This is a genomic window from Sulfitobacter undariae, assembly GCF_014196805.1.
Taxonomy (GTDB): domain Bacteria; phylum Pseudomonadota; class Alphaproteobacteria; order Rhodobacterales; family Rhodobacteraceae; genus Sulfitobacter; species Sulfitobacter undariae.
Map to the genome: position 1 here is coordinate 1 of NZ_JACIEI010000003.1, position 18,314 is coordinate 18,314.

Below are 18,314 nucleotides of genomic sequence, written 5' to 3' on the forward strand. Positions count from 1 at the left end.
AGCGCTCCATGGAGAAACTCCCTTATAATCCATCTGTCAGGGCTGAATCTCAGATCAGGGGCTCACAAGGAAGGTGGGGTGGGCGCACCGCTTACGCTATATGCACCACCAGCGTTGTGAAATTGACCGTCGATCCGTTCGGGTCCGACTGACCGAGCGGGGCCGGAACATCCGTGATCTGGTTTCAAACCTGTTCTTGCGCCACGCAGGCGGATTGGAAGACCGTGGCGTGTTGGGGCCGGAAGGCGTGATCGAAATCACAGCATCACTCAAGCGGGTAGAACGCTATTGGGTCGATCAAATCCGCTACATTTACTAAGCTACAGAGGTAGGGTGTGGCACGTAGGTTTGCCGCATCCTCTCTCCGAGTTTGTATGAAAGCAACACGTCGGGTCGCGTTATTTCATGGACAGCACCAGCCCGTCCAATTCACGCAGCAGCTTGATTTCCATGGCCGCTGCATAGTCCTCAAACCCGTTTGCGGTTTCTACAAACGCATTCGGTCCCAAGATTACATCGGCGCGAAAATATGCGGCAAGCCCACCACCTAAATCTTGGGTGTTGTCAGCGTCGATGACCAGTGCGTTGATCGTAACGCCTTGGGCTTCGATCTGGGCCTTTAGGTTGCGGGGGCGGGGGCCAAGGTTGCTTTTGCCATCGCCAGAAATGTCTAATGTCCGCTGCCAGCAATGGCTGCGTTCTGACAAATGCTGTGCCCCTCTCAACATCGCAACGCCCAATGCCGTTCCCGGCGTTGATCCCTCCCGACGGGTCACGCCTAGCAACTGCGCAATCACGGCGTCCAATGTCGAGGGGGATGTGATCCGTGTCCAGGGGACCAGTGTCATCAGGTCTTGTGGACCGCTCCACTCATAGATCAACAGCTCAACGGGGGCGTCGATTTGTTCCAGCAGTGCAGCACGGACAGCAGTACTGCCCAAGGCCTGCGCCAGCCCGTCCATTTGCAGGCGGTATTCACGGGCATCCACAGACCCCGAAACATCCAGCCCCAAAGCCAGCGCCTGACGACAGGTTTCTGCCCTCGCCGAATGCCCCAGACCCATCACAAGACATGCCGCAAGCAATGCTGTTTTCATCCTGTGGTTTCCTCAGATAACAGCGCGTGTTCGGCGGCAAAGAGGAGCCTTGCCGCCGAAGAGGGGATTACCAGCTGCCGGTGTTGCCCAAAGATGTCCAAGGTTCTGCTGGCGCCAGTGCATCCCCTTCTTGCAACAGCTCAACCGAGATGTTGTCAGGAGATCGTATGAAAGCCATACGCCCGTCATGAGGAGGGCGGTTGATGGTCACGCCATTGTCCATCAGGAATTGGCAGGTTTCATAGATGTTTTCAACGGAATAGGCCAAGTGGCCAAAGTGACGGCTGTCTGAGGGCAGCGCATCATCGCCGTCCCAGTTGTAGGTCAGCTCAAGGTCCGCGTGGCCGTCATCCATACCGGGAGGGCAGAGATACAGCAGAGTAAACCGCCCCTCTTTGGACTCATAACGCTTGCGTTCCTCAAGTCCCAGCAGCTTGTAAAAGGCGAGGGACACATCGAGGTCTTTGACGCGGACCATCGTGTGAAGGAATTTGATCGGCATGGCGGTGCTCCTTTATGGGCAATTGCGTGTTGCCCATACCCTAGCATTACGCGCCACAGTGTCGAGACACAGTGGCGTTAAAACGACGAGGCGATGCCGATGCTTAGGCCCATAGTGTTCACATCATAAAGGCCGATATTGCTGTCCGTCTTCGATGCGCTCAGGCTGACTTTGGGGTTAAAGCCCATATAGTCAATATTTTTGAACGTGGCGGTCAAATCTGCCGAAATTTGAAAATCTTGGCGGCCCGATTTGTCGTGTGGCGACACATCATAGTTGCGAAAGCTGGTGCTCAGTCCAAATTGCAGCGATGTCCCCATGACCTCACGGCCCAGCAAATAACCCGAGCGCAGGCTGACTTCCTCATACTCATAACTCGCGGTGTCAGATGCCAGAGCACTGGCTGAAATCCCCAAATAGAGGCCATTTTGATCGGCGAGCTTTTTGCTCAACCCGGCGCTAAGGGTCAATTTTTCCTGATCCGACCCCCGTTGGGCATTGCGGATATCCGCGTTCAGCCCGAAGCTAAGCTTGGACTGCGGGTTTAGGTAGTAGGACTGCCCGACGCTGGCACGCAAAAAGCTATTGTAGCGGGCACCGCCATAAAAACTCTGTCCGATGTCAGCCGTCGCGCTGAATTCACCACGTTGGTCCTCGCGCATTTTCTTAAAGCCATAGCCCAGTTGAACGGTGCCGAAGGCAAAATCGCTGCCCTCCAATCCAAGTGGTGACTGCCCTCTGCCGATCCGGTCGGCATCTTCCGCAGCCAGATCTTTCTTGGATGAGGAAGACAGTTGATACGTGCGGTAAGAAAGGCCCATCCGCAGATCATGCGCTGTGCGTTCGGTTTGGAAAAAGCGGTAACGGGATTGAACGTTGAACCCTGTTTCCAAGCCCGACAGCGCTTTGCTTGCGGCCCCCAAAGTTAGCTCGTTACCGCCGAAAATCGGGTCCAGCACATAATAAAGCGAAGATGAATCGCGTGAAGAACCGTTGTTGATGTTGGAACTGGGCTGCAATGTGAAAGAGAGGTTTGTCTGCCACGGGTTGCGCTGCTGGACATAGCGGAAATCTTGTGCCGCACGGGCCTCATGGGCTTTACTTGGCGCAACTTGCCCTGCACGACGCAACCAGAGCTGCGCACGTGTGCGCTTGCCGTCCGATGACAGGGCTTGCGCCATAAGCAATGCGGCGGCGTATTTTTGATCATCTGTTTTTGATGCTTGCCATGCTGCACGGGCCGCTTTTTGTGCTGCTGCGTATTCAGCCTTTGCGCGCATGGCAAAGGCGCGGATCATCAGCGCAGTCACATCCTCGGGGTCGCGTTTCAGCAATGCATCCGTCAGGGACAGAGCAACGTCAATCTGGCCGTTGCGCATGTTTAAATCAGCGGCCAGCCTCATTTGCTCAGCCGAGAGTCGTACGGGATCAGTGTCGGCGATTGCACAAGGCGCGGTCAGAACAGTGACCGCGCCAAAAACAACTGCAACAAAATGTCGCTTGAGAAACGTCATTGGTTTACTCGTCTTTGCCCCGATAGACGATAAATCCGCCAGTATCGCGTGAATTACCGGCTTCTAGGACAAACACACCGACGATTTCATCCGCATTATCGCCCGCGACGATGGCATAGTAATTGCCGGTTTCATACTCGACCTCATTTCCATCGGCAGTGCGATAACTGCTCACAACCTCGCCTACCAAGTCGCCGCTATCCTGAAGAACACCAGCCTGGACAACAAGTTGCGCGTCAGGAATTTGGGTGAGGCCAGTTCCGATTGTAGCCGCGACAGTGCCGGTGATGTCGTTACCGTCGAGGTCAAAAACGCGGCGGTTTGAAATGCGACCATTCACACCAGCACCTTTGTCGAAATCATCGCTGTCGATGTTGATCTCAACGTCAGCGGTTGTGAATTGCAAGTCGCCGCCATCATTGGAATCACGCAAACCTGCGGACTTGCCCGTGTATTTTGCTTGTAGGGTTTCGGGCAGTGTTACACCGCCGTCGCGTTGGTAAATGAACCCGCCAAACCCGTATTTAACGTAAGCGCCTGTGCGTACGATTGCAAATTGGGTCGTCGGCACATTGCGGCCATCGGTGGTCCTGTTTTTGCTCACGCCATAAATAGCACGGTATTTAAACTGGTCGATCGCATCGCCAGTGTTTGGATCAAAGGCGAGCTCTTCCGCTTCATAAACATTGAAACGGCCACCATTTAGGCTGCTCACGGATTTGCCACGCACGTAGGGGCTGTCTCCATCAAAGGCCAGGTTGTTTACAGTGAACGTGTCATCGTCGCTATTGTAAGAGACGCTGTTTGCGTATCCGTCGCCGCTTTCTTCGTTTAGCTTTTCGCTTCGATAGATCGTGTCGCCAGATGTCGGAGACTCTGTTCCCGGTGGGGTGCCATCAGTGATAGCGATGCCATCGCCGTCTGTTTCGCCGCCCGTATCTGTGCCACCGTCTGTGCCACCATCCGTGCCGCTACCGCTGCCTGTATCTGTTGCGTTTTCATCAAATGGATTGCCACCGCTGCACGCGGCAAGGCCTGCGATAAGCGCAAGACTGATAACTGTATTTTTCACTACTCTGCCCTCGGAAACTTTATGTTTGGTTAACGGGGACAATCGCTGCACGCTTGGCGCTTTGTCAACGATGGGTGTTAACAGTGACTGATAAACCCCTGTACCATGGCGAAAAAACAATACCATATATCGCGTTCCCGCCCGACGCTCCGCAAGATATAGTGAACAGCGAATCCATTCCAATCCGTCACAAGGACCCGCCCCCATGCCGATCAGCCCAGAACAACAAGCCGAAATTGACGCGCAGCGCGCACAATCTGCACCCACTTTGCGTGCCGTCTCCGAGGGGATGGAAGCGCATCTCTATACTGCCCACGAAGTCCTTGATCACGGGTTTATCCGCGTCATCGATTACATGGGCGACGATGCCGCCATTTGTCAGGCGGCACGGGTAAGCTATGGAAAAGGCACCAAATCTGTACAAAATGACGAAGGGCTGATCCGCTATTTGATGCGCCATTGGCACTCCACACCTTTTGAAATGTGCGAGATTAAATTGCACGTGAAACTGCCTGTTTTTGTGGCCCGCCAGTGGATCAGACACCGGACCGCAAACGTGAATGAATACTCTGCCCGCTATTCGATTCTGGACCGTGAATTCTATATTCCTGCGCCCGAACACGTGAACGCGCAGTCCGTAGTTAACAATCAAGGCCGTGGTGGCGTGTTGGAAGGGGCGGAAGCCGCTCGTGTGCTGGAGATTCTTAAATCCGATTCGAATCGCGCTTATGACAATTACGAGGCAATGATCGGCACCGAAGGCCCCGACGGCGAAGCCCAAGACGGTCTGGCCCGCGAATTGGCCCGCATGAACCTGCCCACCAACATCTACACGCAATGGTATTGGAAAGTTGATCTGCACAACCTCTTCCACTTCCTTCGCCTGCGCGCCGACCCCCACGCCCAATATGAAATCCGCGTTTACGCCGATGCCATCTGCAAAGTCGTCGCCGATTGGGTGCCGGCCGCTTACGGCGCATTCGAAGACTACCGCTTGGGCGGCGCCAGCCTCTCAGGCCGCGCCTTGGACTGCATCCGCCGCATGTTGGCGGGCGAAGAAATGACGCAAGAGAACAGCGGCATGAGCAAGGGAGAATGGCGTGAGTTTGAGGGTGTGATTAGGTAATTGCAGGTTCTATTTCCTTACCTGTAACGAGTTAAAGGGCTTGGCCCCACTCAGGGGGATGGCAACGCCTGTAGGGTGGGTGAAACCCACGCGCATTGGATGGGTTTCATCCACCCTACAACTCACTCCAATACCCGAACCACACATACCTAATCTCCGATTGGGCAGGGAGCTTTATCCTGTACGCTGAGGTGTAATCCTATCCAGTGTACAGGCGGTGCACGCTCGGTGTACGCATGACACACCCGTTTCCCCCTCGAAAAAACTGGACTTACCACCCCACCTCGGCAAAAATGGCCGCAACAGATAACACACGAGGGACAAAATGAACAAAATCAAAGCACTACTCGTCGCGGGCACCTTTGGTCTCATGGCAGCACTGCCACAAACCGCCGCCGCAGGGTCCGAAGCCAAAATCTTTCGCTATGAATCCACAGAAAATTACTGCCCCGCAGGCCTACAGCCTGTGTCGATCAGCGGCACAATCTGCTGTGGTGTACCGAACCAGAACATGAGCTATCAACAAGCCAAAGCGCACCCCGTTGCCAAGAAACGCGTTCAGCGCAAAGTGGTCCAGCGCACCGTATACCGTTCGCGTGTAGATTGCCCGATTGGCACCAAAGGTTGCACGTTCGACTAAGCAAACCTGGTGAACTCGGCTCCAAAGGCTGGCCTCTGATCGGGGTCAGCCTTGTTCTTTTTTACCCAATTTCAAGGGACTACCACCATGATTACCCTCTACGGCCTCAAAAATTGTGACACCTGCCGCAAGGCACTAAAAGCGTTGCCGGATGCCGTATTGGTCGATGTCCGTGCCGAGGGCGTGCCTGAGGATGTGATGGCGCAAGCCTTTGAGACGTTCGGCGCTGCCGCCTTGCTGAACACACGCTCTACCACATGGCGCGGGTTGGAGGAGAGCGAGCGCGCCGCACCGCCGCTTGATTTGATCGCCAAGCACCCCGCCTTGATGAAGCGCCCGCTGATCCAAGCGGACGATACTTTGTTTCTCGGCTGGACGGCCGATGTGCAAACCGCCCTAGCGGCGCGGGGTTAAAGCGCGGTCAAGCGACAGTGGCCCAGCCCCTTTGAACACCAAGACCAACAGCAAAAACACCCAAAGTGCGCGTTGATCCATGATGATCCCGTCAGGAAAGCGGTCAAACCACGCGCCTAGCACTTTGGCATCCGCCCAGCCGCCATGGCCGTAAAGATCGGTCAGCGATTGCACAGCGATAAATCCGATCATCCCCAGCGCTGCCAAGCGGGTGAACAACCCCAGCACAACCAGCGCAGGCAGGATGAACTCCGCCCAAGTCCCAAACAGCACAATCAGCTTTTGCAACATGTTGAATTGATCGGTGTCATAGCCAAGCGCCTCCATCATTCGTGGGAACATCTGCACGTAAGCCCCTGTAGAAGGAGAGAAAATGCCGCCAAACCCGTCGCCTAATTTGGTCAGGCCTGATACCCAGAAGTACATCAAAAAGATCGCCGCGAACAGCAGACGCGCCAGTGTCGGTAGCAGCCAGTCGGCGCGCTCCAGCGTGTCGGTGAGGCGGGTGTAGAGCGAGAAAATGGGGGTCATTTGGGGTCCTTTTGGGGGGCGCAGAAGGTCTGTGCCTGTAGGGTCAGTGTCAGTGTGGTGGCAAAATTAAACTCGGGCGCGGCGGTTGTTGCTGTCTCGATTGCGGTCCCGACATCTTGGGTCATCAACGCGTCTATCCAAGTGGCTGCGCCCGTTGGCAGCAGGTGCACGGCAGGGTCAAAGGCGGGGCGGGTGATCATCACCGCTTGACCCACCGCACGCGGTTGCGGCGCATCGGGCTGGGTCGCGCGACACCACAGATCATGCAGCGGCCAGCGCGAGCGTAAAACACGTGTCGAAGGCGCGCGCGTCAGCCGTATTTGGGCTAGCACTTCTGGCGTGGCTTGCAGCGTGTTCGGATCAAAGGGCAGGGCATCAGCCGCGTGATAAGAGGCGCGGATTTCCAGATCCAGCCGTGCCACATCAGCCAGATATCCAAGATGGGCCAAGGGCTCAAACCCTGCCAGAAATTCAGGAAATTCAACGCCGTAATGCATCATCAGCGGTGAGGCAGGCGGGTGCAACCGCACGTACATCGGTACAAGGCTGTCGAAGTTATTTGGGCCCAGCAGGGCGCGTACAGTCGGGAAGGCAAGCTTCATTGCCTCAATCAGCGAGACGACAACGTTGTTTCGGTAGACCGCATAGCGGCGACCAGCGGGCGCACCTGCGCCGTCCAACAGGCCACTGGGTACAGGCGCATCAGCATCCAGCAATGCGGCGCGGAACTCGGTCTGGGTGACGTGCATCAGCTTGCCTGCAGCAAGGCGAGGGCGCTGGCAGCACGCTCTGCTTCTACGCGTAGGACGGGCCAGTCTGGCACGTCAGTGTCCCATTCCACCAAAACGGGTTTGGGGCCGCTTCGGGCCAACGTATAGTCCAGCAGCGCCCAAACTGGGTCAACCACGGGGGCACCGTGGCTGTCGATCAACAAGGGCGCGCCATGATCATCGCTGTCTTCGTCATGTCCGCCAACATGCACTTCGTGCACGGCCTCCAGCGGGTAAGCGTCAATATAGGCATGGGGGGCTAGGCCAAGATTTGTGCATGAAACAAAGACATTGTTCACATCTAGCAACAAACCACAGCCTGTCTTGTGGACAAGTGCCGCCAAAAAGTCGGTCTCGGAGAGGGTGCTTTCGGCAAAGGCGAGGTAGCTGGAAGGATTTTCCAGCAGCATTTGGCGGCCCAACGTATCTTGCACCTGCGCGATATGATCAGCCACGCGTGTTAGGGTGGTGGCTGTATAGGGCAGGGGCAGCAGATCATTCAGGAACTCGGCACCATGGGTAGACCACGCAAGATGCTCAGAGAAGCTGGCGGGGTTGGTGCGGTCCAACAGGGTGCGCAGGCGTGTGAGGTGGGCACGGTCCAGCGGTGTCTCGCCGCCGATTGACAGGCCAACGCCGTGTACGGAAAGGGCGAAATCTTCGCTCAGCGCGCGCAGTTGCGCGTGTGGGCGGCCGCCATCGCCCATGTAATTCTCGGCATGAACCTCAATCCATTCAACAGGGCCGGGGGCTTCACGCATCTGATTGAAATGTTGGGGTTTATATCCGACGCCGACGCTGTTTGGCAGGCGGCGGGGAGGGGAGGATTGGTCAAACATTGCAATACACTCCAATCATAAGAGGGGGGGGCAACAGGCCCGTGCAGCTGGCACAGGCCTGTCGGAATAGTTTATGCTGGTAGGTCGCGGTCAAGCGCGTCAAGCGAACCTTGGCGTGCTGTGCCGTCTGCTTGCGCAGGTAGTTCGATGGTTGCGCAAGTGCCCGCGTCTACCAATGTCCAGGCGTTGCCTTGGTAATCGGTGACGGATGTACCCGCGCATGTTGTGCCCGGACCAGCGGCGCAGTCATTGGCACCTGCCAGAGAAACGCCATAGCACTTTTCTTTGGAGGCGGCGTCTGCGGTTGTTGCAACGCTGCCAAATGATGCGGCAACGGCGCCTGCAATCGCGAGGGTTTTCAGTGTAGTGGACATCGGGTCTCTCCCTTTTTGAACCAAATCTGTCGTGACAACTGTAGTAAAGCAGGCCTGCGGAGGCAAATCTACTCACGACACAGTGTGTCACAGGTGAGTTAGGGGTTTGGGCGGGAAACTCAATGAAAACGGCGCATAATCGTGGGAGTGGGCCGTTTTTGTAACAATCGGGGGGTATTTCGCCCCCCGATGTTGCAAATGTTACAGCAGGTCGGGCGCTGTTGCTTCGATTTTTAGGGCGGCTGTAACATCATCCAGCGATTGCACGGATGTTTGCTTTTCCCCGAGACGTCGTACCGACACGGTCCGCTCCTCTACTTCGCGTGCACCAACCGCAAGGATAACAGGCACTTTGCCGACAGAGTGCTCACGCACTTTATAGTTGATTTTTTCATTGCGGATATCGGCTTCGGCACGCACGCCAGCAGCCTTCAATTGCGCAACAACTTCCAGCACATAGTCATCGGAATCTGAGGTGATGCCCGCCACAACAACCTGACGTGGTGCCAGCCAGAAGGGAAGTTTACCGGCGTGTTCTTCGATCAGAATACCGATGAAACGCTCAAACGATCCCAATGTCGCACGGTGCAACATATAGGGCGTGTGTTTTGCGCCGTCCTGCCCGACAAATGTCGCGCCAAGCCGTTCTGGAATGTTGGGGTCAACCTGCAAGGTACCACATTGCCAGTCACGGCCAATCGCATCGGTCAGCACAAATTCCAGTTTCGGGCCATAGAACGCGCCTTCGCCGGGATTGAGGATAAAGTCATGCCCTGCGGCCTTGCAGGCATTGCCCAACGCCGCTTCGACGATGTCCCAGCTTTCATCAGAGCCAACACGTTTTTCAGGACGTGTAGACAGCTTGATCGACCAGTTGTTGAAGCCCAGATCGGCATAGACATTCGATAGGAATTCGATGAAGATTCTGGTCTCTTCCTCGATCTGCTCTTCTGTACAGAAAATATGCCCGTCATCTTGTGTAAAGCCGCGCACGCGCATGATGCCATGCAGCGCGCCTGAGGGTTCATAGCGATTACACGATCCAAATTCCGCCATCCGCAGTGGCAGGTCGCGGTAGGATTTCAGACCTTGGTTAAAGACCTGAACGTGGCACGGGCAGTTCATCGGCTTGAGCGCATTCACCGCTTTTTCGCGGGCGTGTTCCTCGTCAACTTCGACGATAAACATGTTCTCTTGGTATTTCTCCCAATGGCCCGAGGCTTCCCACAGTTTGCGGTCCACAATCTGCGGTGTGTTCACTTCGACATAGCCGTTGGCGCGCTGTTTGCGGCGCATATAGTCTTGCAGTTCGGTGTAGATCATCCAGCCGTTTGCATGCCAGAACACCTGACCAGGGGCTTCTTCTTGCATGTGGAACAGGTCCATTTCGCGGCCCAGTTTGCGGTGGTCGCGTTTGGCGGCCTCTTCCAGCATGTTCAGGTGGGCCTTTAGCTTTTCCTTGCCTGTGAAGGCCACGCCGTAGATGCGTTGCAGCATCGCGCGGTCGCTGTCGCCGCGCCAATAGGCACCCGCGATGGACATCAGTTTGAACGCATCGCCCGGCACTTGGCCGGTGTGTTGCAGGTGGGGGCCACGGCACAGATCTTGCCACTCGCCATGCCAATACATGCGTAGCGGTTCATCGCCGGGGATCGCTTCGATCAACTCGACCTTATAAGGCTCACCCAAGTCTTCGTAATGTTTAATCGCACGGGCGCGGTCCCAGACCTCTGTACGGACAGGATCACGGGCGTTGATGATTTCTTTCATCTTCTTTTCAATCAACCCGAGGTCTTCGGGTGTGAAGGATTCCTTGCGATCAAAGTCGTAATACCAGCCGTCTTTGATGACAGGGCCGATGGTGACTTTGGTATCGGGCCACAGGTCTTGCACAGCGCGGGCCATGATGTGGGCCAGATCGTGGCGCACCAGTTCATTGGCCTGATCTTCGTCCGCCATGGTGTGAATGGCGATATCTGCATCCGCATCAATCGGCCATGCCAGATCGAAATGCGCGCCGTTCACGGTGGCGCTGATGGCTTTTTTGCCAAGGGATTTAGAGATATCGGCAGCGACCTCGCCCGCAGTGATACCTGCGTCGTAGTGTCGTGCATTGCCATCGGGAAGGGTGAGTGCGATTTGGGCCATGTGAGCCTCCTCGTCAGTTTGGCGCCTACGAGACGCCCGGTTGCGGGTTATGTGTGGCGGCTATGTGACTCTCTGGGCGCTTTGCGTCAAGAGGTTGTGCTGTCTAAAGGCGAATAGCGTGCTGAAAATGTCAGGTGTATCAGTGCAAATACCGCGCCGATTCCCGCTGCAATACCCAGCGACAGCATCCCGAATTGCAAGATCATCCCGCCACCCACGGCTGATCCTATGGCCGCGCCGACGTAAATCGCAGCAGCGTTCAGGGCCAGCACCACAGGGGCGCGGTGGCCAGCCAGCCCAATCAGGCGGCCTTGTTGCGCGGCCATAAAGGACCAACTGCCCATCGCCCAAAAGAACACCAACACCAACAGTTGCGGTACGCTGAGGGGCAGAAACGAGAAAATCGGCATGAGGCAGATTTGTGCAAAACACAGGCCCGTCAGTGTCGCGCGCCAGCCAAAGCGATCTGCCAGAAATCCACCCAGAATATTACCCGGTACTGCGCCAATGCCTGACACAACCAAGATCATCGCGATCCCGTCGCGGCCAAAGCCCATCGTTTCGGTCAACAGCGGGGTGATATAGGTAAAGAGCACATATTGCGCGCCGATGAATGTGGCGGTGAAGCCGATGGCCAGCATCAGGCGGCCTTCGCCAATGACATCACGCAAGTCGCGCAGGGAGACGGGTTGAAAACGCAACCCCACAGGCACCCGCGTCCAGATCAGCCAAAGACATGGTAAGGCAAGTGCAAAGACCAGCCACAAGGCCCAACGCCAGCCGTAAGTATAGGCGATCCAACTGCCCACAGGAACACCTGCCACTTGGCTCATTGTCAGGCCAAAGAACACGGCTGATAGCACTCTTGCCCGCTGCTCGGCAGGATAGAGGCCTGCTGCAACAGCGGCCGCAAGGGGTGTGAAGATGCCGCTTCCCGCTGCCGCGATAACACGTGCACCGCCTAAAACCGCAAAGTTGGGGGCCAGGGCGGAAACTGCCGCTGCCAGCGCAAACAGCGCAAAGCCGGCAGCCATGACCCGTCTGCGTCCGATATTGCCTGTAACCGCAACCAGAAGCGGTGACAGGATCGCATATGCTACGGCGTATATGGTCATCAACTGGCCTGCCTGCGCCGGAGAACGGCCCAGATCCGTGCCCAGCGGCTCTAACATTCCGATGATGACAAATGCCCCGATGCCGATGATGAAATTGCACGCAGAAAGGGCGGGGATCAGCAGGCGGTCTGGTGGCGTGATGTCGGGTTGCATTGTGTCCATAGGATTGGTTTATCAACAACGGTGGACCTCGCAAGAGGCAGGTCTATGTTGGTCCAAGTGCCGTTACGGCATTTTGGCCTCGGCGCTGGCAGACTTGCGGTTGCTGCGTCATACTCGGGGCTTCTTGGAAAGGTCAGCCATGTCTAAACATAACAAAAGTTTCGATCTGAGCATCAGCGACATCGCACTGATCGAGTCGGCGTTGAATGTTGTCAAACGCGATTTGTCGCTGGGGCGTGAAGGGGCGCGGGCGCTGCTGCCCAATGGCGGCGCGGGTGATCCGGTGCGCGACATAGACGAGCTGTTAGGCCGTTTGCACAATCAAAAAGTATTCTTCCGCCCCAGCAAGACCCCCTATATCGGTGGCTAAGGCGCGGCCCGCATATTTAAACACCCACGAGGAGACCACCAATGGCAGAACCAACATATTTGGACACGGCGCAGGGCCGCCGGATTGCTTATCACCTGACAGAAGGCGATGGGCCGTGTGTGGTGTTTCTAGGCGGGCTGAAATCCGACATGGAAGGCACCAAAGCTGTGCATCTTGAGGATTGGGCGCAGGCCACAGGGCGTGCATTTTTGCGGTTTGATTATTCTGGCCACGGGCAATCATCTGGCACGTTTGAGGAAGGCTGTATCGGCGATTGGCACGAAGATACGCTTGCCGTGATTGATGGGCTGACGCAGGGGCCGATTGTGCCTGTGGGCTCCAGCATGGGCGGCTGGCAATCTTTGCTGCTGGCGCGGGCACGGCCCGAACGTCTGGCGGGGCTGGTCACCGTTGCTGCGGCGCCTGATTTCACCGAAGACGGCTGGTGGGCGGGTTTTGACGATGCGCAAAAAGCCGAGCTGGAAGCGAAGGGACAAGTGGCGCTGCCCTCAGATTATATGGAACCCTATATTGTCACCAAACGTATGGTGGAGGATGGGCGCACCCGTCTGGTGTTGCGCGATCCGCTTGAGCTGCCGTTCAGCGTACGCATGTTACAAGGCACTGCCGATACTGCCGTGAGCGTTGCAACCGCAACAAGGCTGCTGGAACATGCGGCAAGCCCTGACATGCAGTTGGTGCTGGTAAAAGACGCAGATCACCGCTTTTCTGATCGCACATGTTTGGACTTGATCGAAGCCGCAGTGGAGGAGATCATCGCGGCGATAGAGGAGTAAAGCGATGGACCAACGTATCAGCCTGATCACCCTTGGTGTACAAGATTTGGAGGCCACCGCCGCCTTCTATGAAGCCTTGGGGTGGCAACGTGTCGAAAGCGAAGACGGCATCATTGTTTTTGACCTGATCGGTCAGGCGCTGGGGCTGTATCCATTGGAAAAATTGGCCGAGGACATTGGCTTGCCTGTGGAGGAGTTGGGGCGCGGAGCTTCGACTTTTTCCTATAATGTGCGCAGTAAGGAAGATGTCGCTCCATTGTTGGCCTTGGCCGAAGGTGCAGGCGGGCGCATTTTGCGGCCCGCATCGGATGTGTTCTGGGGCGGGCATATCGGCTACTTCGCCGATCCAGAGGGCACCATCTGGGAGGTATCGCACAACCCGTTTTCGCCATTGTCGCCCGAAGGCGCATTCCGCTGGAATGGCTATTGAGGCGCAAACCCGCCAGCATGCGCGGCCTAGAAGAACTGGGCCGCGTGCGTTTATCCAAACATTTCTACATGCGTGATTTCCTGATGAGCGAGATCAGCGCGGTCCATGGTATCCCCAATATCCCCGACGACCCCGATCTGGCCCTCACTCATGGACGCCGTCTGTGCACCGATTTGCTGGACCCGTTGGAGGAGACCTTTGGCCGTATCGCTATCCGCTCAGGCTATCGCTCAACCGCGCTGAATACCTATGGGAACGACAATAATCTGAACTGTGCGCGCAGTGATAACCCCATTGAATGTCACATCTGGGATTACTCCGACCGCCCCATTGCAGGCACATCACTGGTGATCCCATGGTTTGCGGATCAATACGCACAGGGCCGCGACTGGCGTGATCTTGCGTGGTGGGTGCATGATCATCTGCCTTATTCCGAAATGTGGTTCTTTCCAAAGCTGGCGGCGTTCAATCTGGTTTGGCGCCCGGAACCTTTGCGCACCATCAGCAGCTACATTGCTCCGCGCGGGATGTTGTTGCGGGCAGGGGAGCCGCCAACCGAAGATTTGTCAGCCCGTGCCGCACGATACGCGGATTTCCCCCCATTTAGAGGCATTGCCTATCCCTGAGGGCTTGCACACGGCGGCGTGGCACGGCATTCACATGGGGCAGGCAATCGGAGTGAGATACCACCATGAAAGAGCCATTGGTTCTATTGCCCGGAATGATGTGCGATGCGCGTCTATTCGGCCCGCAAATTGCAGAATTGTCCAGTGATATGGCCATTATGGTGGCCCCCGTCACGATCGGGGAACGTGTCGAAGAAATCGCATCAACGTTGCTGGATATTTTGCCAAAACGCTTTGCGCTGGTCGGGCACGCCATGGGCGGTGCCGTTGCAATGGAGATTTTGCGCCGCGCGCCTGATCGCGTCTCCCGCATCGCCTTGATAGACACGCACCCGTTGGCGGAAACGCCTGCGATTGCTGCCGCACGTGAACCGCAGATCGTCAAAGTGCGCTCAGCGCGGTTTGATGAGGTGATGCGCGAGGAAATGCCGCTGAGCGCACTTGCTCCTTCTCCTTACCGCAAAGAGGTGCACGCGTTGGCGGTGGATATGGCGCAAACGCTGGGCGCTGAGGTGTACATCCGACAGGCCCGCGCCATGCAGCGGCGTAAGGACCAGCAGGTGACACTGCGGCGCTGTAAAGTGCCCGCCTTGGTGCTCTGCGGCGCGCATGACACGATTTATCCGGTCAAACGCCACGAGTTCATGGCCGAGCTGATCCCCTATGCGCAATTGCGTGTGCTGGAAGGGTCGGGCCATCTGCCAATGCTGGAACAGCCCGAAGAAACAACCGCCGCGCTGCGTGAATGGCTGAAGCAGCCTTATGTGCTACAATAGCTATCTCGTGAAGCAGTGGGCACCCGAATAGAACACGTGCGGCGGACATCACTGTGTCAGGGTCGATCGTAACCGCCGCGTTGTTTTCGAAGCAAATCTTCTATCCGCAAGTTAGGCGTGTTCAGCAAAAGGCGCATTGTCCTGCAACAAAAGAGCGTGGTTCTTGTGATGCCTTTCAATCAGTCTCTTTTGCAGTTTACCGATTGGCATTTGCCTGATGTATGCGTGCTTGTAATCGGACCTATTTAGGTCAGGGAACAAGCTCAAGACCTCTTCGCGTGCTTCGGGCGCAATGGCTTTCAACGCTTCGGGGCCAGTGTAGAGGCTTTCAGAGGGACAGCCTTCGGCAAAAATGATCTCGTGACGATCAAATAGAACATGGAAATACTCCACCTCTGCGATGGCTTCATCCACATAGATGCCTGGCAAGCTGGTGAGCTTGTTTGCGGCAATCAGAACTTCTTTGTCGCCAAACATCCGCTCCGCAATTTTGGAACATGCCAACATGCGATGCTGCGGGGAAATCCACAAATCACGGGCTGGCAGGCCTTGGCCCATTGCTCCGGCTGTGATGCGTATCGGGCGTAGCTTAGGCATGGCGCGTAACTCGGCTTGGCCGATGATACGGCGTCCGATCCATTGAACTTTTTGTACGCCATGATCCGCAGTGATGACCTCTTGCCCAACCTCAAGCGTCTCAACCGCGACAGGGCCTGACGGTGTTAATAGTTGCGTGTGTTTGGCAAAGCAGATCGCGAAATTGCTATATGCCTCGGGTGGAGTACTGTTATTTTGGTAGGTAACGGTGTAGGTGACATTTGGTAATAGCGGCTGTTCGCTAACAAAAATGAAATCACCGTTTCCGATCGGATCTGATGACTGGCTATTGCCTGTCCGAATGCCCCACATTTTGAACGAAGATCCGTCATCACCAGTGACAGTGAACCAATTGGAAATGGCCACACTGTGCCCTGTTGACGCAAAGCCCAAAAAATCATTTTGGATAACCTGATTTCCCGCCCCAGCGGTCGAGAAACCAGGGGCGTAATCATCACTAAATGTCTGGTCTTGCGTGCCGCTACCGGAATCCTCAATTGTCATCGTATCTGTGGGATGGTCGGCTGGCGAGAACTTAAACGAAAAATCGTCATTCCAAGCAGTCGACCCCGCAGGTCTCGTCGCACTCAGGTCATAGACCAACATTGTGGTTGTTGTCGTCATTTTACTACTGATGCCTCAAAGCATTATATTCTTTAAACGCGGTATTTTTACCGTCGCCTTTAGGGTTTCACAGCTTCTCCACAAAATTAACTATTTTTTAACCTTGGCGGGTGAAAATGATTGGGGCTGACAAATATGGAACGGTTCGTCAGGCGGATGCGGCTTATAATAAATGAGAAAAAGCGCTCTGTTGTTGAGTGAGTTTCGCCGGATGCCTTGGGGAGAGGGCGCCAAAAGGTACATCTTTTGGGAAGCTTCCAAAAAAGAATTTAGAAGGTCGTCGCTATAGAAGGTTTTACCCTCTTGGCGGAAATCGTTTGTCATATTCGCTACGTTCCCCCCTCACGCAATGAAGGCTGTGTAAGGGGGGGAGTATGTTTTTAGGCTGCCGTATTCGTATTGGCAGCTTTCTTTTTGGCCACAGGTTTGGCGGCTGGCGCATTGGTTTTCTTCGCCTCTGTGCCGTTGTTCGCGTCGATGAACTCCAAAACAAGCGGGCGGATATTTTCGCGCCAGCTTTTGCCAGCGAAAATCCCGTAATGCCCTGCGCCGTCTTCTAGGTGGCTTGCTTTTTTGCTGTCCGGCAGGCCAGTGCATAGATCAAGTGCAGCAACACATTGGCCGGGGGCCGATATGTCGTCTTTGGAACCCTCAACCGTTTTAACCGCAACGGTTGTGATCTTGCCGATATCTACTTTTTTGCCACCCACAACAAAGCGGTTGTCACCGATTTCATTGTCTTTGAAAATCCGCTCAACGGTGGACAGGTAGAACTCGGCGGTCATGTCCATCACTGCAAGATATTCGTCGTAAAATTTGTTGTGCTTGTCGTGCTCATGCGCTTCGCCGCTGGCAACGCGCTGGATTTGACCCATGAAAGCGTCGCGGTGCGTGTCGGTGTTCATCGAGATGAACGAGGTCAGTTGCAGCAAGCCCGGATAAACCTTGCGGCCCACACCTTTGTATTTAAAGCCGACTTGCTGGATCATGGACTGTTCAAGCTGGCCCATTGTCACCGAATGGCCAAAGTCGGTCACATCGGTAGGGGAGGCGCTTGGATCAATTGGCCCACCGATCAGGGTAAGCGAACGCGGCTGCGCTTCTGGGTCTTCTTCGGCCAGATAGGCGGTTGCGGCCAATGTCAGCGGGGCAGGCTGGCACACGGCGATCACATGTGTATCGGGTCCGAGGTGACGCATGTAGTCAACCAAACGCATGGTATAGTCTTCGATGTCGAATTTACCTGCGCTTACAGGAATGTCGCGGGCGTTGTGCCAATCTGTAATATACAGGTCACAATCGGGCAGTAGGCTGATGACGGTAGAGCGAAGCAGCGTGGCGTAATGGCCAGACATCGGAGCGACCAGCAAAACCTTACGAGGTTTTTTGGCGCTGCCCTGTACGTCAAAGTATACCAGATCGCCGAAGTCGCCTTCCAGCTCTACCTTGGTGTTGACCACTCGGTCCGTGCCGTTTGGTCCGACGATTGTGGGGAGGTCCCAGTCAGGCTTGACGACCATACGGCTAAAGGAACGCTCTGTGACTGCGCCCCAAGCGCCCATCCACTCTAGTGCAGGGTTTGGGAACATCGAGAAGGCAGGGTAGGACGCCATCGCCGTAGCCGAAGCACCGAGCCACTGGTTTGTGTTTCGGATTGTCTCCATCATGTCGTAAGATGCCATAAAGCGCATTGCGGAACTCCTATCTCAAAGCCCAATTTCAGGCTACACTTAACCAAAAGACCAATAAAAAAGCCTAACCGGCGAAAATGCTGCAACTGCAAACATAGG

At 55.7% G+C, this 18,314-nt stretch carries 20 protein-coding genes and 1 pseudogene; 9 read left to right on the plus strand and 12 right to left on the minus strand.

Going from position 1 to position 18,314, the window contains the following annotated elements:
- Positions 1–97: 97 nt before the first annotated feature.
- A pseudogene (locus GGR95_RS05735) lies at positions 98–319 on the plus strand (MarR family transcriptional regulator); the annotation flags it as partial.
- A gap of 79 nt (positions 320–398) precedes the next feature.
- On the opposite strand, the gene GGR95_RS05740 reads toward GGR95_RS05735, so the two are convergent.
- The 4 genes from GGR95_RS05740 to GGR95_RS05755 form a co-directional block, all read right to left on the minus strand.
- Positions 399–1,097 (minus strand): DUF1194 domain-containing protein, encoded by a 699-nt coding sequence (locus GGR95_RS05740; protein ID WP_184563750.1) that lies wholly within the window; start codon positions 1,095–1,097, stop codon positions 399–401.
- 67 nt (positions 1,098–1,164) lie between these two features.
- A complete protein-coding gene (locus GGR95_RS05745) occupies positions 1,165–1,599 on the minus strand; it encodes a VOC family protein (RefSeq protein WP_184563752.1) in 435 nt (144 codons plus the stop codon).
- A gap of 77 nt (positions 1,600–1,676) precedes the next feature.
- Complete coding sequence (locus GGR95_RS05750; protein ID WP_184563754.1) at positions 1,677–3,113, minus strand: surface lipoprotein assembly modifier; 1,437 nt, start codon at positions 3,111–3,113, stop codon at positions 1,677–1,679.
- 4 nt (positions 3,114–3,117) lie between these two features.
- Entirely contained in the window at positions 3,118–4,185 is a 1,068-nt protein-coding gene (locus GGR95_RS05755; RefSeq protein ID WP_184563756.1) for a hypothetical protein, read from the minus strand.
- 205 nt (positions 4,186–4,390) lie between these two features.
- On the opposite strand from GGR95_RS05755, the gene thyX reads away from it, so the two are divergent.
- From thyX to GGR95_RS05770, 3 genes are all read left to right on the plus strand, one after another.
- Entirely contained in the window at positions 4,391–5,311 is a 921-nt protein-coding gene (thyX, locus tag GGR95_RS05760) for an FAD-dependent thymidylate synthase (RefSeq protein ID WP_184563758.1), read from the plus strand.
- Between the two features lie 325 nt (positions 5,312–5,636).
- On the plus strand, positions 5,637–5,951 hold the full coding sequence (locus GGR95_RS05765) for a hypothetical protein (protein WP_246423304.1): 315 nt from the start codon (positions 5,637–5,639) through the stop codon (positions 5,949–5,951).
- A gap of 90 nt (positions 5,952–6,041) precedes the next feature.
- Entirely contained in the window at positions 6,042–6,365 is a 324-nt protein-coding gene (locus tag GGR95_RS05770; protein WP_184564576.1) for an ArsC/Spx/MgsR family protein, read from the plus strand.
- On the opposite strand, the gene GGR95_RS05775 is transcribed toward GGR95_RS05770, so the two are convergent.
- From GGR95_RS05775 to GGR95_RS05800, 6 genes are all read right to left on the minus strand, one after another.
- On the minus strand, positions 6,348–6,896 hold the full coding sequence (locus GGR95_RS05775) for a DoxX family protein (RefSeq protein WP_184563760.1): 549 nt from the start codon (positions 6,894–6,896) through the stop codon (positions 6,348–6,350). The genes GGR95_RS05770 and GGR95_RS05775 overlap by 18 nt on opposite strands.
- Positions 6,893–7,645 (minus strand): HvfC/BufC N-terminal domain-containing protein, encoded by a 753-nt coding sequence (locus tag GGR95_RS05780; RefSeq protein WP_184563762.1) that lies wholly within the window; start codon positions 7,643–7,645, stop codon positions 6,893–6,895. The genes GGR95_RS05775 and GGR95_RS05780 overlap by 4 nt, the downstream gene beginning before the upstream one ends.
- Positions 7,645–8,505, minus strand: a complete 861-nt coding sequence (gene bufB / locus GGR95_RS05785; RefSeq protein ID WP_184563764.1) for an MNIO family bufferin maturase — start codon at positions 8,503–8,505, stop codon at positions 7,645–7,647. Before bufB ends, GGR95_RS05780 begins: the two co-directional genes overlap by 1 nt.
- Before the next feature lie 71 nt (positions 8,506–8,576).
- Complete coding sequence (locus GGR95_RS05790) at positions 8,577–8,879, minus strand: BufA1 family periplasmic bufferin-type metallophore (RefSeq protein ID WP_184563766.1); 303 nt, start codon at positions 8,877–8,879, stop codon at positions 8,577–8,579.
- Between the two features lie 201 nt (positions 8,880–9,080).
- Complete coding sequence (gene thrS, locus GGR95_RS05795; RefSeq protein WP_184563769.1) at positions 9,081–11,027, minus strand: threonine--tRNA ligase; 1,947 nt, start codon at positions 11,025–11,027, stop codon at positions 9,081–9,083.
- Between the two features lie 86 nt (positions 11,028–11,113).
- Entirely contained in the window at positions 11,114–12,304 is a 1,191-nt protein-coding gene (locus tag GGR95_RS05800) for an MFS transporter (RefSeq protein WP_184563771.1), read from the minus strand.
- A gap of 139 nt (positions 12,305–12,443) precedes the next feature.
- Here GGR95_RS05800 and GGR95_RS05805 point away from each other — a divergent pair, with 139 nt between their 5' ends.
- The 5 genes from GGR95_RS05805 (at position 12,444) to GGR95_RS05825 (ending at position 15,303) form a co-directional block, all read left to right on the plus strand.
- On the plus strand, positions 12,444–12,674 hold the full coding sequence (locus GGR95_RS05805; RefSeq protein WP_184563773.1) for a hypothetical protein: 231 nt from the start codon (positions 12,444–12,446) through the stop codon (positions 12,672–12,674).
- 41 nt (positions 12,675–12,715) lie between these two features.
- Entirely contained in the window at positions 12,716–13,471 is a 756-nt protein-coding gene (locus tag GGR95_RS05810) for an alpha/beta fold hydrolase (RefSeq protein ID WP_184563775.1), read from the plus strand.
- A gap of 4 nt (positions 13,472–13,475) precedes the next feature.
- The gene (locus GGR95_RS05815) at positions 13,476–13,901 is read left to right on the plus strand and encodes a VOC family protein (protein WP_184563777.1); all 426 of its coding nucleotides are present in this window, start codon (positions 13,476–13,478) and stop codon (positions 13,899–13,901) included.
- Positions 13,902–13,918: 17 nt separating this feature from the next.
- Entirely contained in the window at positions 13,919–14,527 is a 609-nt protein-coding gene (locus tag GGR95_RS05820; protein ID WP_184564578.1) for a hypothetical protein, read from the plus strand.
- Between the two features lie 65 nt (positions 14,528–14,592).
- Entirely contained in the window at positions 14,593–15,303 is a 711-nt protein-coding gene (locus GGR95_RS05825) for an alpha/beta fold hydrolase (protein WP_184563779.1), read from the plus strand.
- 111 nt (positions 15,304–15,414) lie between these two features.
- On the opposite strand, the gene GGR95_RS05830 is transcribed toward GGR95_RS05825, so the two are convergent.
- Together GGR95_RS05830 and phaZ are read right to left on the minus strand one after the other, a co-directional pair.
- Positions 15,415–16,524 (minus strand): Hint domain-containing protein, encoded by a 1,110-nt coding sequence (locus GGR95_RS05830; RefSeq protein ID WP_184563781.1) that lies wholly within the window; start codon positions 16,522–16,524, stop codon positions 15,415–15,417.
- A 380-nt stretch (positions 16,525–16,904) separates the two neighbouring features.
- Complete coding sequence (phaZ, locus tag GGR95_RS05835; protein ID WP_184563783.1) at positions 16,905–18,215, minus strand: polyhydroxyalkanoate depolymerase; 1,311 nt, start codon at positions 18,213–18,215, stop codon at positions 16,905–16,907.
- Positions 18,216–18,314 lie beyond the last annotated feature (99 nt).

Bases quoted from the DNA above. Each gene is read 5' to 3' on its own strand.
- phaZ (WP_184563783.1), bottom strand. From the start codon at position 18,215: ATGCGCTTTATGGCATCTTACGACATGATGGAGACAATCCGAAACACA.
- GGR95_RS05745 (WP_184563752.1), bottom strand. From the start codon at position 1,599: ATGCCGATCAAATTCCTTCACACGATGGTCCGCGTCAAAGACCTCGAT.
- thrS (WP_184563769.1), bottom strand. From the start codon at position 11,027: ATGGCCCAAATCGCACTCACCCTTCCCGATGGCAATGCACGACACTAC.
- bufB (WP_184563764.1), bottom strand. From the start codon at position 8,505: ATGTTTGACCAATCCTCCCCTCCCCGCCGCCTGCCAAACAGCGTCGGC.
- GGR95_RS05825 (WP_184563779.1), top strand. From the start codon at position 14,593: ATGAAAGAGCCATTGGTTCTATTGCCCGGAATGATGTGCGATGCGCGT.
- GGR95_RS05790 (WP_184563766.1), bottom strand. From the start codon at position 8,879: ATGTCCACTACACTGAAAACCCTCGCGATTGCAGGCGCCGTTGCCGCA.
- GGR95_RS05765 (WP_246423304.1), top strand. From the start codon at position 5,637: ATGAACAAAATCAAAGCACTACTCGTCGCGGGCACCTTTGGTCTCATG.
- GGR95_RS05775 (WP_184563760.1), bottom strand. From the start codon at position 6,896: ATGACCCCCATTTTCTCGCTCTACACCCGCCTCACCGACACGCTGGAG.
- GGR95_RS05740 (WP_184563750.1), bottom strand. From the start codon at position 1,097: ATGAAAACAGCATTGCTTGCGGCATGTCTTGTGATGGGTCTGGGGCAT.
- GGR95_RS05810 (WP_184563775.1), top strand. From the start codon at position 12,716: ATGGCAGAACCAACATATTTGGACACGGCGCAGGGCCGCCGGATTGCT.
- GGR95_RS05815 (WP_184563777.1), top strand. From the start codon at position 13,476: ATGGACCAACGTATCAGCCTGATCACCCTTGGTGTACAAGATTTGGAG.
- GGR95_RS05800 (WP_184563771.1), bottom strand. From the start codon at position 12,304: ATGGACACAATGCAACCCGACATCACGCCACCAGACCGCCTGCTGATC.
- GGR95_RS05820 (WP_184564578.1), top strand. From the start codon at position 13,919: ATGCGCGGCCTAGAAGAACTGGGCCGCGTGCGTTTATCCAAACATTTC.
- GGR95_RS05780 (WP_184563762.1), bottom strand. From the start codon at position 7,645: ATGCACGTCACCCAGACCGAGTTCCGCGCCGCATTGCTGGATGCTGAT.
- GGR95_RS05750 (WP_184563754.1), bottom strand. From the start codon at position 3,113: ATGACGTTTCTCAAGCGACATTTTGTTGCAGTTGTTTTTGGCGCGGTC.
- GGR95_RS05805 (WP_184563773.1), top strand. From the start codon at position 12,444: ATGTCTAAACATAACAAAAGTTTCGATCTGAGCATCAGCGACATCGCA.
- thyX (WP_184563758.1), top strand. From the start codon at position 4,391: ATGCCGATCAGCCCAGAACAACAAGCCGAAATTGACGCGCAGCGCGCA.
- GGR95_RS05830 (WP_184563781.1), bottom strand. From the start codon at position 16,524: ATGACGACAACAACCACAATGTTGGTCTATGACCTGAGTGCGACGAGA.